The organism is Marininema halotolerans (assembly GCF_900116235.1).
Taxonomy (GTDB): domain Bacteria; phylum Bacillota; class Bacilli; order Thermoactinomycetales; family DSM-45169; genus Marininema; species Marininema halotolerans.
In genome coordinates, this window is record NZ_FPAA01000006.1 from 17,316 (window position 1) to 42,414 (window position 25,099).

Below are 25,099 nucleotides of genomic sequence, written 5' to 3' on the forward strand. Positions count from 1 at the left end.
GTTAGGTATACGGGTATGGCAATAGAATATGGACAATCATGGGGGGACGTATGGTAATCACCGGAACGGTTGGAAAGGTGGGGTTGATCGGTCATCCTGTAGGTCACTCCAAATCACCGGAAATATGGAATGATGCGTTTGAAAATCAAGAAATCCCCTATATTTATCTTCCCTTTGATGTGTCCACAGGTGATTTAGGATCAGCGGTATCGGGTTTGAAATCCCTAGGTTTTCGCGGATTTAATGTAACCATTCCACACAAAGTCTCAGTGATGAATTTTCTTGATGAAATCGAAGAAGAAGCAGTGGAGATTGGGGCGGTAAACACCGTCATCAATGATGGTGGACGATTGATTGGAACGAATACAGATGGGGAAGGCTATATTCAATCTTTGCAGAGTGAGACAGGGTTGACGCTCGCAGGACAACACATCGTATTGCTTGGAGCAGGCGGGGCTGCGCGTGCAGTGGGAACGGCACTTGCTAAAGCGGGGGCTGCACAGATTACCATAGCCAACCGAACGATGGATAAAGCAGAAGCATTGGCTTCACGGTTACAAAGATGGACTCGGACGAATGCGATTTTGCTGGAACAGATCGCGTCACCGTTACAGGATGCATCGTTACTTGTACAAACGACATCCGTAGGGATGTCACCCAATAAAGAAGCCTGTCCAATTGATCCCGAACTTTTACATTCGGACCTTTTGGTTAGTGATTTGATTTATCATCCTCGGCAAACTCGACTCCTAAAGGAAGCAAAAATACGGGGCGCTCGTGTTCATAGTGGATTGGGAATGCTTGTTCACCAAGCGGCACTTGCCTACCAACGATGGATAGGCAAAGATGCACCCATCAAGCAAATGATGGAAACCTTAGATCAGTCTTTAAAAAATGAGTGATATGAGTGATGGGATGGGAAAGGTAAGGAACAATGAAGGAAAGCGGATAGGAATATTCGGAGGAACCTTTGATCCGATTCATATTGGCCATCTTATCATGGCCGAGCAAGCTCGGGTCGCAGAGGATCTAGAGGAAATATGGTTTGTTCCAGCAAATATTCCTCCGCACAAACAAGGACCCATGGTGGATGCAAAACATCGGTTGGCCATGGTTGAAAAGGCTGTTATGGATCACCCGTTCTTTTTTGTTTCACGAGTGGAATTCAATCGAGATGGCCCTTCTTATACAGTGGATACTTTGATATCCTTAGGGGACACCTATCCTAACGATGAGTTTTACTTGATTATGGGGGCCGATATGGTACTCCATTTATCTAAATGGCATCGGGTAGAGGAGATCCTTAACAGAGTATCCATCATTGGGCTTTTACGCCCTGGATACGCGTTAGATCAACGTCAACTCTCTTCCAATATTAAAAACCGTCTCACGCTGGTTAATGAGGGTGTGAAGGTGGATATATCCTCTTCCCACTTGCGCGAACGATTGATTCAAGGAAAATCGGTACGGTATCTTATCCCTGATTCTGTGCGATTGTATTTGGAGGAGAATCATCTTTATGGATGGAATGAATCTTAAACAAATCGTCAAGGATGAACTTAATCGGAGTCGCTTTGAGCATACGGAAAGGGTAGTGGATACGGCTCTGATCTTGGCAAAACGATTCGGTGCCGATCCAGTAAAAGCAGAACAAGCCGCCCTTCTCCATGACATTTGTAAATGTTGGTCGGAAGAAAAATTGAAGGAACACATTGTTAGAGGGGATTATCCTAACGATTTACTTCAGTATAATAAAGAATTATGGCATGCTCCTGTGGGAGCTTATGTGGTGCAAAAAGATTTAGGAATTGTGGACAAGGAAGTTTTGGATGCAATCTGTTATCATACCTCGGGTCGGCCGCATATGACTTTATTAGACAAAGTGATTTTTGTGGCCGATTATATGGAGCCAGCCCGACGTTTCCCAGGCGTGGAAGAAGTAAGGCAATTGGCTGAGTCAGATCTTGACCGAGCCCTTTTAAAGTCCTTGGACAATACATTGTTGTTTCTCATTCAGAAGGGGATGACTGTATATCCACTCACCTTGTCCGCCCGAAATAATATGGTGGAACAAGTCCATCAATCTTAACCTGAGGAGGAATCTCTTTGAACCTGGTGGAAATCGCACAATCAGCGGCCGCTGCTGCCGAAGAGAAAAAAGCCCAACGGGTCACGATCCTCGATATTCGAGGCATATCTGCTTTTGCGGATTACTTCGTCGTCTGCCATGGAAATTCACAAAAGCAGGTGCAGGCGATTGCTGATGCTGTGAAGGAGCGTATGGCAGAGGAAAATGTGACACTGAAAGGGATGGAAGGTTTTCGTGAAGCACGGTGGGTGCTAATCGATATCGGTGATGTGGTGGTCCATGTCTTCCACAAGGATGAGCGGGATTTCTACGATTTAGAAAGACTATGGGGCGATGCAGCGGAAGTGACGGCTCAATAGGAAGATTGTGGACCAAAAGATGATAAAAGTCGTTGACACATGGTTATACTGTTTCATATAATGTAAATTAAATTATTGAACCATAACGGCGATGGTGGGGAGTAGTACCTTGATCCATTCTGAAACCAGAGAGTCAGTGATTGGGTGAAAGCTGACCGGAATCTTAAGGGAACTCGCCTCACCGCTTTGCAGAGGAACAAGCGTGTCGCCTTCAGTACTCTGTAACGATTCATCCTCGATATCGGATTCTCCAAGAGCGAGCATTTTTTCAAATGCTAATCAGGGTGGTACCGCGGGAATTAGATCATGTGATCCAACCTCTCGTCCCTAGTGAACATAAGCTGGGGGCGGGAGGTTTTATATTTGTCAAAGCAATGGAGGATTTTCTATGAAAAAGTATACACCGTCTGCGATTGAGCCCCACTGGCAAGCAGTGTGGGCGGAAAATAAGGCCTATCAAGCCTCAGAAGCGAAGGATAAGCCAACGTTTTACGCTTTAGAGATGTTTCCTTATCCCTCGGGTGAAGGTCTGCACATGGGACATGTTCGTAACTATGCCATCGGCGATGTATTGGCTCGTTTTAAAGGGATGAGTGGCTATCGGGTACTGCATCCCATGGGAGCAGATGCTTTTGGGCTTCCAGCGGAAAATGCTGCAATTCAACGGGGAGTTAACCCCAGAGAATGGACCCTTAAGAATATGGAACGAATTCGCACAGAACAGTCCCGTTTAGGGAATGCCTATGACTGGGATCGCTATGTAGGGACCTGTACCCCTGAATACTATCAATTTACCCAATGGTTATTTTTGCTCTTTTACGAGCGTGGATTGGCCTATCGTAAAAAAGGGGCAGTAAATTGGTGTCCACAATGTGCCACCGTACTTGCTAATGAACAGGTTGAGGATGGTTTATGTTGGCGCTGTGATTCAGAGGTCGTAAAAAAGGACCTGGAACAGTGGTACTTAAAAATAACGGACTATGCTGATCGCTTGCTTTCCGGGATCGATGAGTTGACCGAATGGCCAGATAAAGTACGTGCTATGCAACGAAATTGGATTGGAAAGAGTGAGGGAGCACGTGTTACCTTTACCATCCCGGAATTAGAGAATGAATCGGTCCCCGTCTTTACAACGCGTCCAGACACTTTGTATGGTGTTAGTTATATGGTGTTGGCTCCAGAACATCCTTTGGTCCCGCAATTAATTGCTGGTAAACCCAATGAGGCAGTGATTCACGAATTTATTGGTCAAATGAAGATGGAAAATGAGCTTTCTCGAACCGGTTCTGATGTGGAGAAAATCGGATATGATACGGGTGCCGTTGCAACACACCCTTTAACTGGAGAAGCGATTCCGATTTGGGTAGCCAACTATGTATTAATGGATTATGGGACGGGTGCGGTCATGGGTGTACCTGCGCATGATGAGCGCGACTTCCAGTTTGCATCCAAATACGCATTGCCCATTCTGCCGGTCATCCTCCCACCGGATCAAACAGAAGTACTCGAAGGAGAATGGAAGGAAGCCTTTGCAGAGGAAGGAACACTGGTTCACTCCGGTCCCTTTGATGGCATGAATAACCGTAAAGCGATTTCAGCGATTGCGGATCATCTTGAGGAAATCGGGAAGGGTGGAAAAACAACCTCTTATCGCCTGCGCGATTGGCTCATCTCTCGCCAACGGTACTGGGGATGCCCGATTCCTATCGTTTATTGTGATACCTGTGGTGTTGTCCCCATCCCCAAAGAAGATCTTCCTGTTGTTTTACCTGAGGATGTTACTTTTGATGGGAAATCCAACCCACTAGCGACATCGGAGAGCTTCCGTTACACTCCTTGCCCTTCATGTGGAAAAGAAGCCCGGCGGGAGACGGATACCATGGATACCTTCATCGATTCTTCATGGTATTTCCTCCGTTATACGGATCCAAATAACAAAGAGCTCCCTTTTTCACCCGAGAAAGCAAACGAATGGATGGCAGTGGACGATTATATTGGAGGAGTCGAACATGCGGTTCTCCATCTGTTGTATTCCCGCTTTGTGACAAAGGTGCTCCATGATGCAGAGATGTTAAAAGTCGATGAACCCTTTAAACGGTTGTTTACGCTCGGCATGGTGTTAAAAGACGGCTCGAAAATGTCTAAATCCAAAGGGAATGTGGTTTCTCCAATAGAAATCATCGAAAAGTATGGTGCAGATACGGCACGGTTGTTTGTTCTCTTTGCTGCACCAGCAGATGGTGAATTGGATTGGAACGATGCAGGTGTCGATGGAATTTTTCGCTTCTTGAATCGGGTATGGCGGATGGCTCAGCAACACGCGGACCTTGTCCGAGAAAAGCCCGAGGGTAAACTAGAGGATCGTGTTGCCCAAGGGTTAAATCGCCTTCTTCATCAAACGGTAAAAAAAGTAACAACGGATGCAGGCGATCGTTATCAATTTAACACGGCAATCAGTGCAATTATGGAATTAGTGAATGGCATCTATGCTTACCCAGCTGAAGGCGATCGTGGTGTCTTAGCAGAAGCTGTGGAAAAAACGATTCTGATGCTTGCTCCATTTGTTCCTCACATCGCGGAAGAACTGTGGCATGACTTTGGGTATCAAGGAAGTATCCATGATGGCTCATGGCCAACGTATGATGAAAAGGCACTTGTTCTGGATGAGGTAGAAATTGTTGTGCAGATCAATGGGAAAGTGCGCCATAAAGCGGTGCTAGCTGCCTCGTTAGATAAAACGAGTATTGAAAAAACCATTCTCGCCGAAGAAAAAGTTCAAGATTTAATTGAAGGGAAAACGATTCGCAAAGTTATCGTCGTTCCTGGTAAATTAGTCAATATCGTTGTGCAATAACATCCAAGAAGCCTTCCCCAATCATTCGGGGAGGCTTCTTGTTTTTTTACTAGACATTTTCGATATTTTTCGATACGATTTCTACATAATTGGTAAGTTTATGGAAATGGTTTTTGGGAAGGTACACAGGAATTGACTCAGTGCTCAAAGGATTCCTTTACTTTGACCACGTCATCTTCATATTTGGCATGGGTGAGGCGAATTAAACGATTAAACACGGGGCCGATATCCTCATCAAGTAAATCCAACCCCTCTCGGGTAATTCCACCTGGGACAGCGACACGCTGCTGTAAGCTTTCAAGGGTAAAACCACCATCGGTTAATAATCGACCGAGTCCAAAGGCCATCTGGGTGACAAGAGATCGGGCGGATTCTAGTGGAATTTGAGTCTCTTCGACGGCTGCGTTCGCTAATTTTTCTAACAACTTTGCTACAAAAGCAGGTGAGCAACTGGCAAGATCAGAGGCGATTCGTGTGTGATGTTCTTCAATAACTAAGGGACGGCTAATTGCAGAAAAAAGATCCCATAATTGCTCTCGGTCATCGGTGGTGAGTCGAGAGCCAGGAATAAATAGGGAGTTCCCTGCTTGAACAGCCTGGGTAATGCTGGGGATGATTTTAGCGATTTTACCAGGGAGCCATTCTTCGAGATCGCGTATCATGACGGGACTGGTGATGGAGACAATAATTTGATCCGCTCGTACCTCCTCTTTAATTTCATCCAAGACGGCTCTAAATTCCTTCGGTTTGATGCAAAGAAAAAAACAATGGGTTTGCGAAACTAATTCGCGATTGCAAGAGGCGATTGAAAGGCCGGGGTATTTGTTTGCTAAATATTCCGCTTTTGATCGCGTGCGATTACTGATGAGAATGTCGCTGGGTAATAGACGGCCGGATTGAATAAATGACTCAACAAGTGTGCCTCCCATACTTCCAGTGCCGATAAAGCCCACCGTCATCGATTTTCCCTCCTTAGCCAGTCGTAAGGATCCTTCATCTGCATTTATGGTTATGGTTCATCGTTAAAGAATATGATGACGGAGGTTTCTCTTTTTATATCGGACATGGAGAGGAGAAAGAACGATGTGGGACAATCAATGGACTTCCCGAGAGAAAAAATTGGCCGGGGTTATGGGTGTGCTCGTTCTAATCATGGTAGGCTTTTTCGTAATGAGGGATTGGACAGGAACGAAGTCAACTGAGGGAGAATGGAAAACGTATGAGGGGCAGTTAGCAAAGAAAAAATCAGAGAAAGAGTCAAGTCCTCCCGTAAAACAATCATCACCTTCCTCGGCTGAATTGGTTGTGGATGTAAAGGGTGCCGTGAAAAAGCCGGGTGTCTATCATTTGCAAGCCGGTTCCCGAGTGGAGGATGCGGTTAAAATCGCAGGAGGTGAAGGTGCTAAAGCAGATATGATACAAGTCAATTTAGCACAGCCATTGACGGATGGCATGGCATTGATTATCCCTCATAAAGGAGAGGATTTGTCACAGTCCTTCCTCAACGCAGAAACTAAGAAGAGTAAAACTTCCTCAGGGAACGTGCCCGTTGACTTAAATCAAGCGAGTGTGGAGGATCTTGATTCCTTAAATGGGATTGGTCCCGCAAAAGCGGAGGCGATCCTGCGTTATCGTGAAGAACATGGTCCTTTTACTTCGGTGGATCAGCTAAAGGAAGTGCAGGGAATAGGAGAAAAAACGATCGCATTGTTTAAGAGTCAAGTGACGGTTCATTAAAGAGCGATTGAAATCATGTTCATGATTTCAATCGCTCTTTTTCGGATATAGATAAAGAACGAGGAAATTAAAAGAAAGGTGGAAGAATATGAATCGTTCGGTTCAATTAGTGATCGTGTTTGGTATGGCAGGATGTCTCTTTCTTTTTTTTGAGAGTGAACAATCTTGGAGCAATGGGGTCGCAATAGGGTGTTACATCTTACTTTTTCTGATCATCGGGATCGCCATCTTATTAGAAAATCGAGAGCCTTCTAAAACGATTGCCTGGTGGTTGGCTCTCTTTTTCCTGCCAATAGTGGGTGTACTGCTTTACCTATATACGGGAATCCTCTCTTCGCGTCACTCTAGTTTCCTGAAAAAGAGACGGGAAGTGATGAGGGCGTTTCAAGAGGATGTGCATCAAAAGGATATCCGTTCCCATGAGTCCGATGATGAAACCTATGGATCCCTTCAGAAGATGGTGGAAGGCATCGCGGAAGCTCCGTATCGGAGGCGAGTGTCTGAGTCCGTTTTGGTTAATGGGGATGAAGCCTATGATTGTATTCTAGAAAATATAAAAAAAGCAAAGCGTTATATTCATATTGAATATTTTGAGTTTAAACCCGATGAGATTGGCGAGAAATGGGCGAATATTCTACAGCAAAAGGCTGAAGAGGGGGTTGAGGTTCGTTTTATATACGATGCGGTCGGGAGCTTTTCGCTAACGGATCAATTTTTGAAGAAGTTGGAGCGTGCCGGAGCCAAAATTTCTCCCTTTTTAACGGTGAAAAAAGGGTTGTTTAGTCAAAAGATCAATTATCGTAACCACCGGAAAATTATCGTGATTGACGGTGAAGTGGGATATATGGGAGGGCTAAATGTGGGGGAGGAGTACCTCCTACATTGGCGGGATACCCATATCCGTTTAGAAGGGGAAGCTGTTTTTGATTTGCATCGTGTGTTTATGGAGGATTGGTATTTTTGTAGTGGAGAATCGCTATTAAAAAGCACTTATGATGAGTTTGCCCAGCAATTACCTGAGGAAGGCACAGGTGGTATGCAAATCATTGCTGGTGGACCGGATCGTTCTCAACCCGTTATGCAGGAGCTTTACTTTAAGATGATTACAACAGCACGCCAGAGAGTATGGATTGCAACGCCGTATTTTGTACCGACAGCCGATATACGTAGAGCGTTACGGACCGCAGCATTAAGTGGAGTGGACGTGCGTATTCTCTTACCAAAATCCTCAGATAGTCAGATGGTTTATTGGGCGTCATTTTCTTTTATGGAAGAGTTGCTCGAGGCCGGTGTTGCAATTTATCAGTATGAACCAAGTTTTATGCATCATAAAATTGTCATAATCGATGATGATGTCGCCTCGATTGGATCCGCTAATCTGGATGTCCGTAGCTTTCAGTTAAACTTTGAAGTGAATGCACTGATGTACCACCGAGAGGGGGTCAAGGATCTCCAAAGGAATTTTCAAGAGGATCTGAAACAAAGCAGGGTGCTAGAAAAGGATGCTTTCAACCGTCGTCCATGGAGAAATCGTATTCGTGAGTCCGTTGCACGTTTGTTTACGCCCATCCTGTAAGAGAAAGTTGAAAATAGAGGTTTAAAGGAGAGTGATTACGGATATTTAATAAGTAACAAGATAGAAGAAAAAAATAGTTAAATATCAATAATAAATTAATAATGATGAAAGGATGAGTGTGTATGTTGAGAAATATATTGGTAATCATAGGAATTGTAGTTGTTGTAATATTTGTAATAAACAATATTTAATCGAAGAAAGGTGAGGAGTACCCTTGATGCGAACAATTCTAATGGTCATTGGTGCCGTAGCGCTCATTATTGCGATTGTCAACGCTTTGTAAAACACGCAAACCCATACATAAAACCACGGTGATGCATCACCGTGGTTTTGCTTGTTTCTTCTTCTTTATAAAAAATGTGTCTTAGGGTTGAAGAACCGTACGTACTTTATCCAGGGCCCATTCTAACTCCTTTTTTGTAATGACCAAGGGAGGAGCGAAGCGAATGGTATTTTCGTGGGTTTCTTTACATAGTAAACCCGCATCGGCGAGTGCTTCACAATAGGGGCGTGCCGCTTCATTTAATTCCATGCCAATAAAGAGGCCTTTTCCTCGCACTTCTTTAATGATGGGGTTGTTAATCTTTCTTAATTCAGCAGCAAACCAAGCCCCTAGTTCACGAGAACGAGTCACCAAATCTTCTTCTTCAAGAACATCAAGGGCCGCGATGGAGACCGCACACGCGAGAGGGTTCCCACCAAAGGTAGAACCATGGGAACCAGGCTCAAATACACCCAAAATCTCTTCATTTGCAGCAACAGCTGAGATCGGAAGTACACCACCCCCTAGTGCTTTCCCCATAATATACATATCGGGATGAACCCCTTCCCAATCACAAGCAAAACGTTGCCCTGTGCGTCCAAAACCGGTTTGAATTTCATCAGCGACAAAAAGAACTCGATTATCTCGACAGATGGCAGCAGCTTCCCGGAGATACCCTTCAGGGGGAACAATTACCCCTGCTTCCCCTTGAATGGGTTCCAGGATGAACGCTGCAGTATTGGGTTGAATGGCTTTACGTAGCGCATCGGTGTCCCCATAAGGAATGATGCGAATGCCGGGAAGAAGCGGACCGAAACCACGCTTGTATTCCTCACTGGAGGACAGGGAGACCGCGGCTAAGGTGCGCCCATGGAAATTATTCGTGCATACAATGATTTCTGCTTGGTCTGTGGGGACCTTTTTTACATCATAAGCCCAACGCCGGACGGCCTTGATCGCAGTTTCGACGGCTTCTGCCCCTGTATTCATGGGAAGCACCATCTCTTTGCCAGTTAACTGAGCCACTTTTTCGTAGAAGATACCAAGCTGGTCATTATGAAAAGCACGTGACGTAAGGGTTACCTTATCTGCCTGGTCTTTTAAGGCCTGGATTAGTTTAGGATGGCGGTGACCATGGTTCAGTGCCGAATAAGCACTTAACATATCCATATAACGATTGCCATCAGCATCTTCAATCCAAACGCCCTCTGCTTGAGAGATAACGATGGGTAGAGGATGATAATTTCGAGCGCCATGCTGATCGGTAAGTTCGATGAGTGCACGGTTTTGAGACATGGTGTCCACTCCTTTTTTATAGTTCACCCGATGTCATCAAAGAGATCTTCGGGCCGTTTAATTCCCACTATAACACCGCTTGCATCCACTTCATAGCTTTCCCCACAAAACGGATCAAGATGAAGGAATCTGCATAAAAATTAACGGATCACTTCAGGGGATACGTGCGCTTTTTGTTGATCGTGCGAGAATTATTCTTGACGGATACCTTCACCCAAGATATAATCATACACAAGTTTTTAGACCGTTCAATTTCATATTGATGAACAAACTCTTATCAAGAGTGGTGGAGGGACTAGCCCGATGAAGCCCGGCAACCCCGGTTAACCGACCGGAAGGTGCCAAATCTTGCAAGAGCCTTAATGGCTGTTGAGAGATAAGAGGAGAGACTCTTTTAAACCAACCTCTTCTCTTATCCTTAGAGAAGAGGTTTTTCCTTTGAGATGGCAACGAGAGGCCAGAGAATGAAACGTTGAGAAGTGATCCGTTTTGTTGACTTAACCATTTGAAAGATCGAAATAATCGAAAATAACATAGGTGATCACATTAACGATTGTGGAGGGGTCCGTCATGCACCCAGAGACCAAATTAGTACAAATGGGAAAAGGGCGATGTCAAAGCACTGGTGCAATTAGCTGTCCTGTCTATCATGCCACGGCTTACGAACATCCTGCCTTAGGACAATCAACGGGGTACGATTATACGCGTACAGGAAATCCCACACGGCATGCATTGGAAGAAGCCATTGCTGCGTTAGAGGGAGGAGAAGCGGGTTTTGCTTGTAGTTCAGGTATGGCAGCGATTCAGACGGTGATGGGTCTGTTTTCGGTCGGGGACCATTTAATCGTATCACTGGATCTATATGGCGGGACCTATCGTTTGTTTGAAGAGATCTTCACCCGGTACGGACTTTCCTTTAGTTATGTGGACCTACGCGATTTCGAGGCGATTCGAAGCGCCTCACGGCCAGAAACTCGCGGCATCTTTATTGAATCGCCTACCAATCCATTGATGCGTGTAACCCACATTGGAAAGGTCTGTTCGTTAGCCAAGGAAAAAGGCTGGCTTTCGATTGTGGATAACACCTTTATGACGCCTTGGTTTCAACGTCCTCTGGAACATGGAGCCGACGTGGTGGTTCATTCCGCGACGAAGTATTTAGGGGGACATAACGATGTGCTGGCGGGCCTCATTATTTCCCGGGGAAGAGAACTTTCGCAAAGGGTGGCTACCCTGCATAATTCAATGGGTGCTGTGCTTGGTCCGCAAGATGCCTGGTTACTGATGCGTGGGATGAAAACTCTGGCATTGCGTATGGAGAAACACCAGGAAAACGCGCTGCTCCTTACCCAATTTCTGAATGGACATCCAGCAGTGGAAAGGGTGTACTATCCAACAACGGACACGGCTGACCGCAGCATTCAGGAGAATCAAGCAAGTGGTTATGGGGGGATGCTTTCTTTTCGAGTAAAGGATCCTGATAGGATTCCTATACTGTTATCCTCTTTAAGGGTGATCGCTTTTGCAGAAAGTCTGGGTGGGGTAGAGAGCTTGATAACCTATCCATGGACACAAACCCATGCGGATATTCCAGAAGAAATACGAAGGAAAGTTGGCGTTTGTGATAAACTATTACGCCTCTCTGTGGGGATTGAAAATATCGAGGATTTAATTGGTGATCTCTCCCATGCCTTAAATGTATCGCGAGATTCTACTTCCAAAACGATAAAGGAAAGGGTGTAACAAAGATGAAATTTGGAACAAAGCTTTTGCATAATGGCAACGAAATTGATCCCATTACGGGTGCAGCCAGCATCCCGCTTTATCAAGCCTCCACATTTCATCAAGCAGACATTGATCACCCTGGTGAGTTTGATTATGCCCGTTCGGGGAATCCGACAAGAAAAGCGTTAGAACAAACCATTGCGGAACTAGAAGGAGGGATTGCAGGTTTCGCCTGTGCATCAGGGATGGCCGCCATCTCTACCGCCTTTTTTCTTTTTTCAGCGGGGGATCATCTGGTTGTGTCGAAGGACCTATATGGGGGTACCTTTCGAGTATTGACAGAGGTCCTTCCCCGCTTAGGTATTGAAGCCACCTTCGTCGATACAACAGATCTTCACAAGGTGGAGATGGCGATTCAAAGAAATACCAAGGCGCTCTATATTGAAACCCCTTCGAATCCAACACTGAAGGTTACTGATTTACGAGGGGTTACTCGAATGGCAAGGGATCGGGGATTACTGACGATGGTTGATAATACCTTTATGACGCCTTGTTATCAACGTCCTTTAGAGTTGGGGGCAGATCTGGTGATTCATTCTGCCACCAAGTTTATTAGTGGCCATAGTGATGTCGTTGCTGGGTTAATTGCTACCCAGGATCGGGAAATTGCGTCACGTCTAGGTGGTCTTCAAAATGCATTGGGCTCGATATTAGGTGTGCAGGATGCATGGTTGACTATGAGGGGGTTAAAAACGTTAAAAGCGAGGATGGATACGTCATCCGTAGCTGCGATGAAGATTGCAGAGGGGTTAAAGCGGATCCCGAGTGTTGAGAACGTGTTTTATACAGGCTTAGCTGAGCATCCTGGCCATGCGTTACAGGCTTCCCAAGCAAGTAGTCATGGGGCGGTCCTTTCCTTTGATCTTGGAAGTGCAGAACGAGTACGCCAGATGCTTAGCCAAGTACGGTTACCCATCGTTGCGGTCAGTTTAGGTGCTGTTGAAAGTATCCTCTCCTATCCTGCCAAAATGTCCCATGCGGCAATGCCAGCAGAAGAACGAGTGGCGCGTGGAGTGACGAATGGATTGCTTCGATTATCAGTCGGACTGGAAGATGCGGATGATTTATTGAATGATCTGGAACAATCGATCGCTGGTCGACGCTTATATTCCGTTGGTGAAGAGTGGCGTGCCTCGATTGTCTGATGAATCTTCCTAGACGAAGATGGTTTTTTGTCGGTCCAACCTGTTGTAAAATAGGGAGTAGACTTTAGTAAAGGGAGCGCACTGGAATGACGATTAAATCAGATAAATGGATTCGTAGAATGGCTGAGGAACATGGGATGATTGCGCCTTTTGTTGATCGTAATGTAGGCAAAGGGGAAGCTATAAGCTTCGGTTTATCTAGCTATGGTTATGATTTGCGCGTAGGTACCCAGTTTAAAATCTTTCATAATGCTTTAATGCCAGTGATCGACCCGAAAGAGATTAGTGGAAACTCTTTTATGGATTTTGAAGGGGAGGTCGCGATCATTCCACCCAATTCCTTCGCATTGGCTACTTCGGTTGAATATTTTCGTATTCCGAACAATGTATTAGCCATGTGTGTAGGAAAATCGACCTATGCACGCTGTGGAATTATTACCAATGTCACTCCTTTTGAACCGGGTTGGGAAGGGCATGTAACCTTGGAAATCTCTAATACTACACCCTTGCCGGCTAAAATTTATGCAAATGAAGGGCTATGCCAAGTCGTTTTCTTTGAAAGTGACGAGGAATGTGAAGTTTCTTATCGTAGCAAACAAGGGAAATACCAGAATCAACGTGGGATTACATTACCCCGCATATAAAAAGTCAAATAAATAGAATGATGGAGCGACAAAAATCGCTTCGTCTTTTTTTTATATTTTTTTTACAGCAACGGTTAACAAACTGTTCAAGATTTAGTCACGAATGCTTGTTGTAGATGGGGTATAAGGGAACTAGGATAGTTCAACGTGTGAGGTGGAGAGGAAGGCTTCTAAAGAAAAGAATTGTCCGAATGTTCAATATGGAGGGATATACATGGCAGACTATCATGGTAAGTTAATCATGGATGGGGTTTCACAAGGCCCGATCCTCGATCGAATGGAGACAGGAGATGAATTGCGTCTCATCCATTCATTTGGAAAAGTAACAAGGCTTTATATTGAAGAGGCTTACACCTATCAACAGCGCAGGGTCTATGTAACAGATAAGATGGGGATTCTTTATGGAGATGAGTTAGTTCCCACGCATAGAAATTTTCTTAAAACAGATGAGGGTAATTGGTGAATGAAGGGAAGGCCTTATCTTATTTATAGGGATTCCATTGATTAATTATAAAACAACCACCTAATGGTGGTTGTTTTATAATTATCTATTTATTAGGTGCGTCTGAAATATCCCATTACTTCGATGGTTTGTGTGATATTAATAAAACTGTGTGGATCGACTTCGGCAACCATATGTTTTACACGGGTAAGTTCATAACGAGAGATGACCGTAATCAGTACCCGTCGTTTCTCCTTTGTATAAGCTCCTTCACCATCAAGTACCGTAATCCCCCGCACCAAGTTCGAAAGCAGTTTTTCCTTTACTTCATCACCATTTGAGGTGATGATCATTAACGTCAATTTAATATGGCGCGTATGGATTGCGTCGATTACTCTACCGGTTACATAGATGGAAGCCATTGTGTATAGGGCAAGATCCCATGTGAAGATAAAACCAGAAACAAATACGACAATGGCATTCATTCCAAAAAGCAAGGTTCCTAGAGGAAGTTCTTTTTTTTGTGTGAGAACCATACTTACGATATCAAATCCTCCAGTAGAACCTCCTGCACGAAAAATTAACCCTGTACCGATTCCCACAAGAACGCCACCAAAAATGGAGGAAAGAATAGGATCTTCCGAAATCTTTGCGATTGGAATAATCCCCATCGATATCGATGTAACGGCGACAGAGAAGAGGCTGATTGTCACAAATCGTTTACCTAATTTCATCCACCCTAAAATAAAGATGGGGATGTTGAGGAGGAAGATTAAGGTACCCGAATTGATGGAGGTGAGAAGGCCGAGGATCATGGCAATACCCGATACGCCTCCACTCAACACCTTATGAGAGAGTAGGAACATATTAAAAGCAAAACCGATCAAAATTGAGGAAATAAAAATGGTGGTGATGCGTGCAACTCGATTCACCAAACCAATTGCCTCCTTTCAAGTTCATTGTTTAGCATCCAACAAATGGATGCCTAATCAAAAAGTCGGATATCTTCGGTCGTAAGAACTGTTTTAATAACTTATGTAGATGTTTTTTCCCAAAACAGATATTATGCTAACACGGATGGGGCAAGGATGGCAATCAAATCAGTACTCTTTTAAAGTATTCCACAAATTTTTTTTTCAAGAACTAACTGACCAGTTTTTCCAACCTATGATACAATATTTCCCGAGACACAAGGAGGGTTGGAGCGGTGGCAGATCAACAATCACCTTTTCCCCGTTTCAAGAAACAGAATCCAGAACAAAAAACAAAACGTTCTCGTCCATGGTTAAGAGGAATCCTATTTACCGGATTAGTTTTTCTTTCTCTTGTCATGGTAGGAACAATGGCTTCAGTAGGAGCGGCTACGGGGTATGTCGCATCACTGGTCAAGAAAGAGCCGGTTCGGGATAAGAGTGAGCTAAAAGAGAAGATCTCAAAATGGAGTCAGACAAGTTCTGCTTACTTTGATGATGGAAAGCCCATCGGGAGGCTGCGTGCTGATGCCGATCGGCATGTCGTTACGATGGATGAAGTAAGTCCTCATTTGATTGATGCTCTTGTTTCAACAGAGGATCGAGAATTCTTCAATCATAACGGGGTAGTGCCTCATTCCATCCTGCGGGCAGTCTGGCAGAAAATCAGTAATTCCGATGATCAAACCGGTGGGAGTACACTTACGCAGCAATTGGTGAAAAACTCGGTGCTCGATAACCGAGATAAAACGGTTGCTCGGAAAGCAAAGGAAATCTTTTTAGCGGTTCGAATGGAAAATTTCTTTTCTAAAAAAGAAATTATGAATGCTTATCTTAACAGTGTGTATTTTGGTAAAGGTGTAAATAACCGGAATATGCTAGGTGTTCAAGCAGCGGCGAAAGGAATGTTTGGCGTAAAAGCCAAAGATCTCAATCTTCCTCAAGCAGCTTATATTGCAGGAATGGTGCAACGACCAAATGAGTACAATCCCTTCCGTGGGAAGAAATACTTGAAGAATGGTGAAAGTCGAATGAAGGAAGTTCTCTACAATATGGTGGAGAACAAAAAGATAACCAAAGAGGAATTTAAAGAAGCTAGAGAGTTTGATATCGGGAAGTCGTTAACAAAAACCGGGGAGCAAAATGCCTATTCAAAGTATCCCTATATCACCATGGCGTTAGAAGATGAAGCCGCATATCTTCTCCTCAAAGCGGATGGACATGATCCGAAGAAATTGAGCAAAGAAGGGAAATATGGGGCGACATTACAAGAGTATAAAACAGAAGTCCTCACAGGTGGATATAAAATTCATACCACGATCAATAAAGACGCCAACCGATTGATGAATCAGGTAGCACAAAACGATAGTTATTATGCAGCTCCATTAACGTATTCGGTCAATGGGCATCTGATAAAAAATGCAAAGGAACAGGTAGGCGCTGCCCTGCTTGATTCCAAAACCGGTGCGACTTTAGGGTTTGTTGGCGGACGGGATTTTGAAGAGAACCAGAAAAACCATGCACTTGGAAACGATGCTCCCAGGCAACCTGGATCGTCGATTAAGCCGCTGTTAGACTTTGGCCCCGCATTGGATAAGGGGATTATCTCACCCGAGTCCGTGTTTATTGATGAGCCCTTGTCCCATGTGGGTGGTGTCTATAAAAACTACACCCATCGTTATGATGGGGCCATAACAGCCCGATCCGCATTGATGAAATCGATCAATATTCCAGCAATTAAAGCGCTACGTGCGGTGGGTGTGCAGACGGGCCTCGATTATCTGCGCAAAATGAACTTCCCAATACATGATCATGACGGAGAAGCATCTGCGATTGGTGGATTTACCTATGGTTTTACACCCCAACGGATGGCGGGTGGCTATGCGATGCTTGCCAATCAGGGGCAATTTAATGAGCCATACATGGTTGATCGAATTGAGGATGCCAGTGGCAAAGTGATCTATCAGCATAAAAAGGATCCCATCCAAGTGTTGAGCCCCCAAGCAGCGTATTGGACCACAGATATGTTGCGGGATGTGATTCGTAGAGGGACAGGAACCTATGTAGGGGCTCGAACAGGTGGGTATGATCTAGCGGGAAAAACGGGAACGACTAACCAAACAGCAGATATCTGGTTTATGGGCTACACCCCAGATATTACCCTGGGTGTTTGGGTAGGGTATGAATATAGTCACCGACTAACCAATGATCAACGGGCTCGTATCATTTGGGCTGCGATTTTTAATGCGATTACCAAGGATAACCCTGATTTATCACCAAAGGGTCATCGTTTTGAAAGTGAATCGAAAATGCCTTACAAATGTTTTGAATGCCATAAGGTGAAGAAAAAAGAGAAAAAGGAAGATCCAGGTGGGGGGGATAACGGCAATAATAATGGGAATACAAGGCCCCCACGCCCGCCTGGTAATACGGATAACCCTCCGCCTACAACGACAGGGGGGGATCCGGGTGACCAGACAGGAACACCTACTGATCCAGGCACAGGCACTGGTCAGGGGGGAGACGGTCAAGGGAACGGGGATGAAAATGGTGCTGGACCCAATATTGTACCAAGACCCCCTGGTAGACCATAAGAATTGGATACGAACATCCTTCGCATTGATGCGAAGGATGTTTTTTTGTTTGGAAAATGATCAATCCACCAAAAAGGTTTTTGTCGAAAAATATCGAATATCTTATTATTTCAATTGATACCAATTAATAGGAGGATGGAATGAAACGACCGATTGTTGTCTTAGCAAGTGGCTGGATCCTAGGGGTCATAGTGAGTAGTGGATGGTCTCTACCATTCCAATGGATGATTGCTCTCACACCATGGGTATGGTTGGTTGGAGGATGGATGGTTTATTTCCAACGTCGCTATCCTGTAATCATTTTATTGGTATGTGCATGTACGACAGGGATGGTTCACTTCGCCTGGGTGGATCAACATAATCGAACCTTATTAACGGACGAGGTGGAGGAAGGGAGGATCATGGGTAGAATTGTTTCATCGCCGAAGATCGATGGTGGGTGGATACAGGCAGAAATCGAAGTATATCAGCTTCACACGTCCAAGGGTTGGGTTCAGATGAAGGGGGAGAAAATGCTCCTCCGTGTTTCTTTGCAATCACGAAAGGAAAAAGAGTCCGCCCAGCGGCTTGAAAGAGGAGCAGGTGTCTTAGCAAGTTCAGTATCCCTTTCTCGCCCGAGCCTTGCCCGGAATCCAGGCGCTTTTAACATGCGTCAATACCTCTATCGAGAAGGGATTCATTGGGTGGGGGATGTGAAGGGGTGGGGAAACCTTCACCAAATCGATTCGCCGAGAGGGATCGATCGTTCTGTGGATCGGCTACGGTTGATCGTGATGCAAAAAATTGAAGAAATCTATCCTCCAGAAACAGCTGGGGTAATGAGTGGGATGCTTTTAGGGATAAGGGAGGCTGTCCCATCCACAATTGAAGAAGAATTTATTCACCTCGGTCTCGTGCATCTCTTGGCAGTTTCCGGTTTGCATGTCGCAATTGTGGTCGCCATGATGTATGGAGGACTTACTTTTATGAGGGTGACACGAGAGAAGGCGGTGATGGTGACCCTCTGTGCAATTCCTATCTACGTTTTCCTTACGGGCGCAGCGCCTTCTACAGTAAGGGCAGGCGTGATGGCGATCCTGGGTTTGATGACCCTGTGGTGGAGGCGTGCACCCGACCGCCTCTCCTTTCTTGCTTTGGCTGCATTGCTTCTTTTGTGGTGGGATCCCTATATACTATTTTCGGTAGGGTTTCAACTTTCCTTTGGGGTCACTTTTGCCTTGTTAGTCGCAACGGGACCGGTTGTTGAGGTTCTTCCGTTTCGATGGGTGGCCTTCAATCAGGTGGTAGCAGTCACTACCATTGCTCAACTGGCTTCATTTCCGATTATTCTCTATCATTTTCATGTCATCTCATGGCTATCTTGGGGCGTTAATTTGATCATCGTGCCGATCTTCAGCTTGATGATAACGCCTCTCGGATATGGCGCCTTGTTCCTATCTTTTTTTAATGAGACATTGGCTTCGCTACCTGCCTGGCTATCCTCCCAGGTGTTGTCAGGGGTACTCTATGGAATGAAATGGTTAACTTCATTGAATGGATTTGAGCAATCATGGGAGCCGCCATCATGGTGGTGGATTTTTTTGTATGCTGGAAGCGTGGCTTACTTACTGTGGAGCTACACAGGGGGGCCTCTTCGTCCTTGGCGACATCGGCTGACTGCGCTTGTTCTTCTGTTTGGTAGTATCGTTTTTTTGCATCTACCATGGGTAATTCAGCCTGGCAAAGAATTAACGATTACCTTTCTTGATGTAGGTCAAGGTGATTGTACCGTGATCGAAACGCCAACAGGGAAAGTGATTCTCGTTGATGGTGGGGGCCAGTTACCCTTTGCCAAGAAAGAATGGCAAAGGAAACGCAAGGAGTACGATGTAGGAAAAAGCGTGATTATTCCTTACTTACACTATCAAGGCATCGATAAAATTGATTGGCTCGTGATCACTCATGGTGATGCGGATCATATCGGGGGGTTAGGAGCCGTGGTCAAACGGTTCCCTGTGGGCAAGGTGATCCGTAATCACCACCCGCCAGGATCAGAGATGGAAAGAGCGCTGATAAAGTTATTAAACCAAAAGCAAGTCCCTCTTCTTTTACCACCATTGGATCGTCCATACATCATCGATCAAGGAATTACCTGGCAGTTTCTGCATCCGAACACAACCGGACAAACCCCAGGAAAATTGGAAAGTTCGAATGATGATTCTGTTGTCTTTCTCTTGGAGGCGGGTGGGAGTCGCATCCTGTTTACAGGGGATATTGAGGCGCATGGAGAGGAGGAAATTCGCAAGCGATGGGAACTTCCTTCCATTGATGTTCTGAAGGTAGCCCATCATGGAAGCAAGACTTCTACAGAGCAAGAGTTACTCAATAAGCTTCATCCACGGGAAGCGGTAATTTCCGTGGGAAAAAATAATCGTTACGGTCATCCCTCCCCCGTTGTGATCAAACGATTGCAACAGGATGGCAGCCGGATCTGGCGTACAGACCATCAGGGGGCGATCACCTTACGAATTTCTCCAGGAAAAAGAGAGATGAAAGCGATGCTTGAGTCGGTTCCTTCATTGCAACCATTCAAGGATTGACGGTCGGTTAACAAAAGTTTAAATTAGAAACATAAGTTTGAAAGGTGGGCAGGAGTGTGGATGCCAAAGGGAAGGGTAAGGAAGGATTAATCCTTAATAAAATTCGCCAGAATCCTTTTATTTCACAGCAAGAACTTGCGGATCAATTAAATATTTCTCGCTCAGCGGTAGCGGGCATGATTGCAGGCCTTGTGAAGAAGGGGCAAATTCTTGGCCGAGCTTATGTGATGGCAGAGAAGGAGCGAGTGATGTGCATTGGCGGTGCAAATATTGATCGCAAGGCACGCATGGATGCGCCCCTCGCAATGGGGACTTCTAATCCTGTCTGTGTCAGTCGCTCCTTTGGTGGGGTGGCTCGTAATGTTGCAGAAAACCTTGCTCGAGTTGGCGTATCTTCGTCGTTGATGACGGTTGTCGGGGAAGATGCAGATGGAAAAGCGATGGTGGAGAATGCAAGCAAGCATGGGATTGATGTGAATCTTTCTCGAGAATTGCCTGGGTGTCGAACTGGGAATTACACGGCGGTACTCAATTCAGACGGGGAGATGTTGTTTGCGTTAGCGGATATGGACATTTATGAACACATCAGCATCCCCATGCTGGAAGCGAGCTGGCCGCAGATTAGAGCCTCACAAATGGTTGTCGTCGATACCAACTTACCGAAAGATGTACTTTATTGGATACTGCAGCAGGGGAGTTGTGAATCACTAACGATTTGTCTCTTGCCGGTTTCCGTTCCGAAAGCCAAGCGGTTACCCATGGATCTCTCTGGAATGGATCTTTTCGTTGGCAATCGAGATGAGATTGGGGCCATCGTGAATCAAGGCGTTACGACTTCTGCGGAGGTAGAGAGGGCCATTCAGAGGCTGATCGATAAAGGCGTGAATCGAGCGGTAGTGACGCTCGGGGCTGAGGGCGCCATTTATCTAGAAGCAGGGGGTGCTGTTGGATGGGTTCCCGCAATCGAAGCGAAGGTAGTGGATGTGACAGGGGCGGGAGATGCCTTTGCTACGGGTGTAATCACAGGATGTGCTCGTGGTGTCGATTTAAAAGAGGCGTGTCAATTGGGTGCGTTGTTAGCAAAGGCCACGTTAGAATCGGAGACGAGTGTTGCGCCTTCGATGATATCAGAACGTTTAGTAAAACAGTGGGAGGTTGAACATGTTGTTCACTAAAGAAACGATTATTTTGTCCCAAGAAGTGCGAGAAGCGAAGGAGAAAGGTCTTCCGCTGGTTGCTCTGGAATCAACCATTATCTCTCATGGCATGCCCTGGCCTGAAAATGTGGAGACGGCACTTGAGTTGGAGGCTGAGATTCGAGGGCGAGGAGCAGTACCAGCAACAATCGCCATCTTAGATGGTCAAGTACGTGTCGGTTTGACAGAGGAAGAAATTCAACGCCTGGCAAAGAGTAATGAAGTGATGAAGGTGAGCCGTCGTGATCTACCCTATGTGATTGCCTCAGGAAAAGATGGAGCAACAACCGTTGCAGCAACCATGATTATTGCGGAGTGGGCGGGAATCGCTATCTTTGCAACAGGGGGAATTGGTGGGGTTCACCGTGAGGGGGAGAATACGCTAGATATCTCAGCTGATTTAGAAGAATTGGCACGTACCAATGTAGCGGTGGTTTGTGCGGGAGCCAAGTCCATTTTGGATATTGGACTGACACTGGAAGTATTGGAAACACGAGGGGTACCTGTTGTAGGAATCGATACAAAGGAATTTCCTGCCTTTTACTCACGTAGGAGTGGTCATCCTGTTAACCTTACTCTTAAGGATCCTGTAGAGATTGCTCGTATGCTACAAGTGAAATGGGATATGAATTTGACAGGGGGGGTTGTATTGGCGCAGCCTGTGCCCGAAAAAGATGCATTGGATGAAAGTGAAATGGATACAATCATTTCGCAGGCCTTGCAAAAAGCAAAGGACAAAGGAATTCGTGGGAAAGAGGTTACTCCCTTTTTGTTAAGTGATGTGAAGGAGCGAACCACTGGAAAAAGCTTATCCACCAACATTGCCTTGGTTAAAAATAATGCGCGGCTAGCTGCAGATGTTGCGGTAGCGCTTCATCAGTTATCATAAAACATGAATCCCCACTTAATGACAAGTGGGGATTCATGTTTTAACCCTGTCCTTTTTTAGAAGGAGCCCACACTATCATTTCTCTCCTTACATAACTTAGTAATTATAAAGAAAGAAAGTTTGCGATTTTGACTCGATGACCTGTAATGATTCCCAACGCCTTCGTTACCCTTCATGATAGGTCCGCTAGGCGTGTGGAGTAACGGAAGAAGGTAGCGAGAGGTGAGTGAGAGAAACGCGTAACAGGGTAGGTTCTCGTATGCTTTCACTCGTTCCATCTTGTCAATGTAGGGTCTTTTAACCTGACTGACCTCTATGATATCGATCAAACGAGAGATCGAAAGCGAATCAAAAATTACTCCTTATCGATCATATCAAACGCTCGATTGCAATCGTGTGAAAGGCTGGAATTTGGATGCAATTGCTTACAGACAGCTTTATCAAAAAATATCCAGAGGCGCCTACTCATATGAATGAGTTGTCGTCTTTTGTTTACTATCGAACGTATTCTCGGTACTTACCAAAGATGAAGCGTCACGAGAATTGGAAGGAAACGGTACGGCGTGCAGTTGAGTACAATGTAGGTTTAAGTGCTAAGCACTTGAAAAAAATTGGTTTTTCTGTCGAAATGGAATCGCTCCGGAAGGAGGCAGAGGAGCTTTTCGATTCCATGTTTCACTTACGGCAGTTTCTTTCCGGAAGGACGATGTGGATTGGTGGTGCTGAATCGGGGGTCGCGGAAAAGTATCCATTGGCCAACTTCAATTGTGCCTTTTTAAATATTACAAAATGGGATGACATTGGCGATTTATTTTATCTACTGATGGTAGGATCAGGGGTCGGATTTAAGTGCACGCAGGAAATGGCTCGTAACATGCCACCCATACGAAATCATGTGAAGTTGGAACACCTCGAATACCAACCCATTGCAAAACATCAAAGGTTCGAGGAGACCCAACTTGTGATACAGCCCAATGGAATCGCCAAAATGGATATTGGCGATTCAAAAGAAGGATGGACCCAAGGGCTTAAAACGTATTTTGAAGTGTTAACCCACCCAAAATATGACCCAATTCATACCATCCAAATCTCATATAATTCCGTTCGACCAAAGGGAGAGCGTTTAAAGACGTTTGGTGGAACGTCATCGGGCTATGATTCTTTTCGTGAGATGTTAATTGGGATTGATAAGGTTCTGAGAAACCAAATTGATGCTCATTTACATCCACTAGAGCCGGTTGGGAATGGGTATGTACGTGTCCGTCCGATTCACATACTTGATATCGGCAACATTGTAGGAAATAACGTAGTTGCTGGAGGCGTTCGTCGCACGGCGGAGATCTTTTTATTTGAACCTGACGACTACGAGTCAATGTTTGCGAAATATGGAATTAACGGACTTTGGAGTGAGCAGCAATTCCAGCAGCATGAGAAAATGGGTCGCATTCTTGATCGTTTAACGGTTCCTAAACCTGGTTGGTGGGAGGAAATCGGTAAACGGAACTATGAAGGCAGAATCAATGGGACCTCCCCCTTTAACTATGGCCGTCCCATACACCATCGCCGGGTGTCCAATAACTCCATTGTTTTTGATAAGAAACCACCGCGCGAGCGTCTAAACCTTGCTTTTGAAATGATGCAGATGGAAGGGGAACCGGGGTTTATTAACCTGGAGGAGGCGCAGCGTAGGCGGCCGAATGCTGAGGGATTTAATCCATGTGCAGAAATTCTATTAGATTCCTACGGGGTCTGCAATCTCACGACACTCAACATGGTTGCCTTTGTGAAAAAGGGGCAGCTTGATATCAAGGGGCTTATTGAAGCGCAAAAAAGAAGTGTACGTGCAGGCCTTAGAATGACATTGGCTGATCTGGAGTTGCCTCATTGGGATAGCATTCAGAAACGTGATCGCTTGTTAGGTCCTTCGTTGACAGGGGTGAAAGATGCCTTCGCTTTATGTGAAGATCTGCAAAACGAAGCCAGGATCCTAGCACAACTAAAAAAAGTGGCTAGACAAGAAGCTGACCGATATGCAAAGGAACTTCGCGTTACGTCACCGCTCTTAGTGACAACGATTAAACCGGAGGGAACGCTGTCACAAGTAGCAGGTGGGGTGTCGTCTGGGCTTCATTGGAGTCATTCACCTTACTATATCCGCCGCATTCGCATCAATGCCTCAGACCCGCTTGCTCAAGTGGCATTAGCGCTAGGTTGGACCGTTCACCCAGACATCGGAACCCCTGGTGAGACACACGAAGAACAGATGAAGAATGCCCGTACCCTCGTGATTGATTTTCCTGTAGCCTCCGGTGCGGTGGAGACAAAGGAAGATGTATCCGCGGTTCGTCAACTGGATAGCTATTTTTGTTTCCAAAAAAATTATACCGAGCATAACTCCTCCAATACGATCACGGTCCGTCTTCATGAGTGGGGAGATGTAGAGAGGGTCATTTGGGATCGCTGGAATGAGTTTACAGCCGTATCTTTTCTTGCCCAGGATGGAGGTACCTATCAACTTGCTCCATATGAAGCAATTACAAAGGAACAGTATGAGGCTATAAAAGCAAAAATGAAGCCCTTTGATGCCTCGTTGTTGTTGAAATATGCCACTGGAGAAGACTTTGATCTAGGGAATGACGGATGCCATAGCGGGAATTGCCCAGTTCGCTAGAGGAGATGCA

19 protein-coding genes, 1 riboswitch and 1 other annotated feature are annotated in these 25,099 nt (G+C 45.4%); of the genes, 16 read left to right on the plus strand and 3 right to left on the minus strand.

The genetic code is table 11. The features are described 5' to 3' along the window. Positions 1–50 precede the first annotated feature (50 nt). The 5 genes from aroE to leuS all read left to right on the plus strand — a co-directional run bounded on the left by aroE (position 51) and on the right by leuS (position 5,302). Complete coding sequence (gene aroE, locus CHX35_RS09005) at positions 51–902, plus strand: shikimate dehydrogenase (RefSeq protein ID WP_091836770.1); 852 nt, start codon at positions 51–53, stop codon at positions 900–902. 13 nt (positions 903–915) lie between these two features. Then, positions 916–1,539, plus strand: coding sequence for a nicotinate-nucleotide adenylyltransferase (locus CHX35_RS09010; RefSeq protein ID WP_091837068.1), 624 nt, complete (start codon positions 916–918; stop codon positions 1,537–1,539). Beyond that, entirely contained in the window at positions 1,520–2,089 is a 570-nt protein-coding gene (yqeK, locus tag CHX35_RS09015) for a bis(5'-nucleosyl)-tetraphosphatase (symmetrical) YqeK (protein WP_425435320.1), read from the plus strand. Before CHX35_RS09010 ends, yqeK begins: the two co-directional genes overlap by 20 nt. 17 nt (positions 2,090–2,106) lie before the next feature. Beyond that, a complete protein-coding gene (gene rsfS / locus CHX35_RS09020; RefSeq protein ID WP_091836772.1) occupies positions 2,107–2,448 on the plus strand; it encodes a ribosome silencing factor in 342 nt (113 codons plus the stop codon). An 82-nt stretch (positions 2,449–2,530) separates the two neighbouring features. Beyond that, positions 2,531–2,780, plus strand: a binding site (T-box leader). A 56-nt stretch (positions 2,781–2,836) separates the two neighbouring features. Next, a complete protein-coding gene (gene leuS / locus CHX35_RS09025) occupies positions 2,837–5,302 on the plus strand; it encodes a leucine--tRNA ligase (RefSeq protein WP_091836774.1) in 2,466 nt (821 codons plus the stop codon). A gap of 137 nt (positions 5,303–5,439) precedes the next feature. Here the strand turns inward: leuS and comER are convergent, their stop codons facing one another. Further along, a complete protein-coding gene (comER, locus tag CHX35_RS09030; protein ID WP_091836776.1) occupies positions 5,440–6,261 on the minus strand; it encodes a late competence protein ComER in 822 nt (273 codons plus the stop codon). A 124-nt stretch (positions 6,262–6,385) separates the two neighbouring features. Between comER and CHX35_RS09035 the strand changes: the two genes are divergently transcribed. After that, the gene (locus tag CHX35_RS09035) at positions 6,386–7,039 is read left to right on the plus strand and encodes a helix-hairpin-helix domain-containing protein (RefSeq protein WP_091836778.1); all 654 of its coding nucleotides are present in this window, start codon (positions 6,386–6,388) and stop codon (positions 7,037–7,039) included. An 88-nt stretch (positions 7,040–7,127) separates the two neighbouring features. Further along, positions 7,128–8,615: a cardiolipin synthase gene (gene cls / locus CHX35_RS09040; RefSeq protein WP_091836780.1), complete on the plus strand. Its 1,488-nt coding sequence runs from the start codon at positions 7,128–7,130 to the stop codon at positions 8,613–8,615. A 364-nt stretch (positions 8,616–8,979) separates the two neighbouring features. Here the strand turns inward: cls and CHX35_RS09045 are convergent, their stop codons facing one another. Continuing rightward, complete coding sequence (locus tag CHX35_RS09045; protein ID WP_281252076.1) at positions 8,980–10,182, minus strand: ornithine--oxo-acid transaminase; 1,203 nt, start codon at positions 10,180–10,182, stop codon at positions 8,980–8,982. A gap of 262 nt (positions 10,183–10,444) precedes the next feature. Next, positions 10,445–10,556: riboswitch (SAM riboswitch) on the plus strand. A 187-nt stretch (positions 10,557–10,743) separates the two neighbouring features. On the opposite strand from CHX35_RS09045, the gene CHX35_RS09050 reads away from it, so the two are divergent. The 4 genes from CHX35_RS09050 (at position 10,744) to CHX35_RS09065 (ending at position 14,210) form a co-directional block, all read left to right on the plus strand. Continuing rightward, a complete protein-coding gene (locus tag CHX35_RS09050) occupies positions 10,744–11,916 on the plus strand; it encodes an aminotransferase class I/II-fold pyridoxal phosphate-dependent enzyme (RefSeq protein ID WP_091836784.1) in 1,173 nt (390 codons plus the stop codon). A 5-nt stretch (positions 11,917–11,921) separates the two neighbouring features. Beyond that, complete coding sequence (locus CHX35_RS09055; protein ID WP_091836786.1) at positions 11,922–13,103, plus strand: aminotransferase class I/II-fold pyridoxal phosphate-dependent enzyme; 1,182 nt, start codon at positions 11,922–11,924, stop codon at positions 13,101–13,103. 86 nt (positions 13,104–13,189) lie between these two features. Next, complete coding sequence (dcd, locus tag CHX35_RS09060; RefSeq protein WP_091836788.1) at positions 13,190–13,747, plus strand: dCTP deaminase; 558 nt, start codon at positions 13,190–13,192, stop codon at positions 13,745–13,747. Between the two features lie 214 nt (positions 13,748–13,961). Beyond that, positions 13,962–14,210 (plus strand): thioredoxin domain-containing protein, encoded by a 249-nt coding sequence (locus CHX35_RS09065; protein ID WP_091836790.1) that lies wholly within the window; start codon positions 13,962–13,964, stop codon positions 14,208–14,210. A gap of 92 nt (positions 14,211–14,302) precedes the next feature. Here the strand turns inward: CHX35_RS09065 and CHX35_RS09070 are convergent, their stop codons facing one another. Further along, positions 14,303–15,121, minus strand: coding sequence for a YitT family protein (locus CHX35_RS09070; RefSeq protein ID WP_091837071.1), 819 nt, complete (start codon positions 15,119–15,121; stop codon positions 14,303–14,305). A 275-nt stretch (positions 15,122–15,396) separates the two neighbouring features. Between CHX35_RS09070 and CHX35_RS09075 the strand changes: the two genes are divergently transcribed. The 5 genes from CHX35_RS09075 to nrdJ all read left to right on the plus strand — a co-directional run bounded on the left by CHX35_RS09075 (position 15,397) and on the right by nrdJ (position 25,089). Continuing rightward, complete coding sequence (locus CHX35_RS09075; protein ID WP_091836791.1) at positions 15,397–17,754, plus strand: transglycosylase domain-containing protein; 2,358 nt, start codon at positions 15,397–15,399, stop codon at positions 17,752–17,754. Between the two features lie 140 nt (positions 17,755–17,894). Beyond that, positions 17,895–20,333, plus strand: a complete 2,439-nt coding sequence (locus CHX35_RS09080; protein ID WP_091836793.1) for a DNA internalization-related competence protein ComEC/Rec2 — start codon at positions 17,895–17,897, stop codon at positions 20,331–20,333. 56 nt (positions 20,334–20,389) lie between these two features. After that, positions 20,390–21,508, plus strand: coding sequence for a carbohydrate kinase (locus CHX35_RS09085; RefSeq protein ID WP_176391993.1), 1,119 nt, complete (start codon positions 20,390–20,392; stop codon positions 21,506–21,508). Next, positions 21,495–22,418, plus strand: coding sequence for a pseudouridine-5'-phosphate glycosidase (locus CHX35_RS09090; RefSeq protein WP_091836797.1), 924 nt, complete (start codon positions 21,495–21,497; stop codon positions 22,416–22,418). The genes CHX35_RS09085 and CHX35_RS09090 overlap by 14 nt, the downstream gene beginning before the upstream one ends. 415 nt (positions 22,419–22,833) lie before the next feature. After that, on the plus strand, positions 22,834–25,089 hold the full coding sequence (gene nrdJ / locus CHX35_RS09095; RefSeq protein WP_176391994.1) for a ribonucleoside-triphosphate reductase, adenosylcobalamin-dependent: 2,256 nt from the start codon (positions 22,834–22,836) through the stop codon (positions 25,087–25,089). The last annotated feature ends 10 nt before the right edge of the window (positions 25,090–25,099 follow it).

Excerpts from the sequence above, each read along its gene's own strand:
- CHX35_RS09090 (WP_091836797.1), top strand. The coding sequence starts at position 21,495 with ATGTTGTTCACTAAAGAAACGATTATTTTGTCCCAAGAAGTGCGAGAA.
- dcd (WP_091836788.1), top strand. The coding sequence starts at position 13,190 with ATGACGATTAAATCAGATAAATGGATTCGTAGAATGGCTGAGGAACAT.
- comER (WP_091836776.1), bottom strand. The coding sequence starts at position 6,261 with ATGACGGTGGGCTTTATCGGCACTGGAAGTATGGGAGGCACACTTGTT.
- yqeK (WP_425435320.1), top strand. The coding sequence starts at position 1,520 with ATGGATGGAATGAATCTTAAACAAATCGTCAAGGATGAACTTAATCGG.
- CHX35_RS09065 (WP_091836790.1), top strand. The coding sequence starts at position 13,962 with ATGGCAGACTATCATGGTAAGTTAATCATGGATGGGGTTTCACAAGGC.
- CHX35_RS09055 (WP_091836786.1), top strand. The coding sequence starts at position 11,922 with ATGAAATTTGGAACAAAGCTTTTGCATAATGGCAACGAAATTGATCCC.
- cls (WP_091836780.1), top strand. The coding sequence starts at position 7,128 with ATGAATCGTTCGGTTCAATTAGTGATCGTGTTTGGTATGGCAGGATGT.
- nrdJ (WP_176391994.1), top strand. The coding sequence starts at position 22,834 with ATGCAATTGCTTACAGACAGCTTTATCAAAAAATATCCAGAGGCGCCT.
- aroE (WP_091836770.1), top strand. The coding sequence starts at position 51 with ATGGTAATCACCGGAACGGTTGGAAAGGTGGGGTTGATCGGTCATCCT.
- CHX35_RS09010 (WP_091837068.1), top strand. The coding sequence starts at position 916 with ATGGGAAAGGTAAGGAACAATGAAGGAAAGCGGATAGGAATATTCGGA.
- leuS (WP_091836774.1), top strand. The coding sequence starts at position 2,837 with ATGAAAAAGTATACACCGTCTGCGATTGAGCCCCACTGGCAAGCAGTG.
- CHX35_RS09080 (WP_091836793.1), top strand. The coding sequence starts at position 17,895 with ATGAAACGACCGATTGTTGTCTTAGCAAGTGGCTGGATCCTAGGGGTC.
- CHX35_RS09035 (WP_091836778.1), top strand. The coding sequence starts at position 6,386 with ATGTGGGACAATCAATGGACTTCCCGAGAGAAAAAATTGGCCGGGGTT.
- CHX35_RS09050 (WP_091836784.1), top strand. The coding sequence starts at position 10,744 with ATGCACCCAGAGACCAAATTAGTACAAATGGGAAAAGGGCGATGTCAA.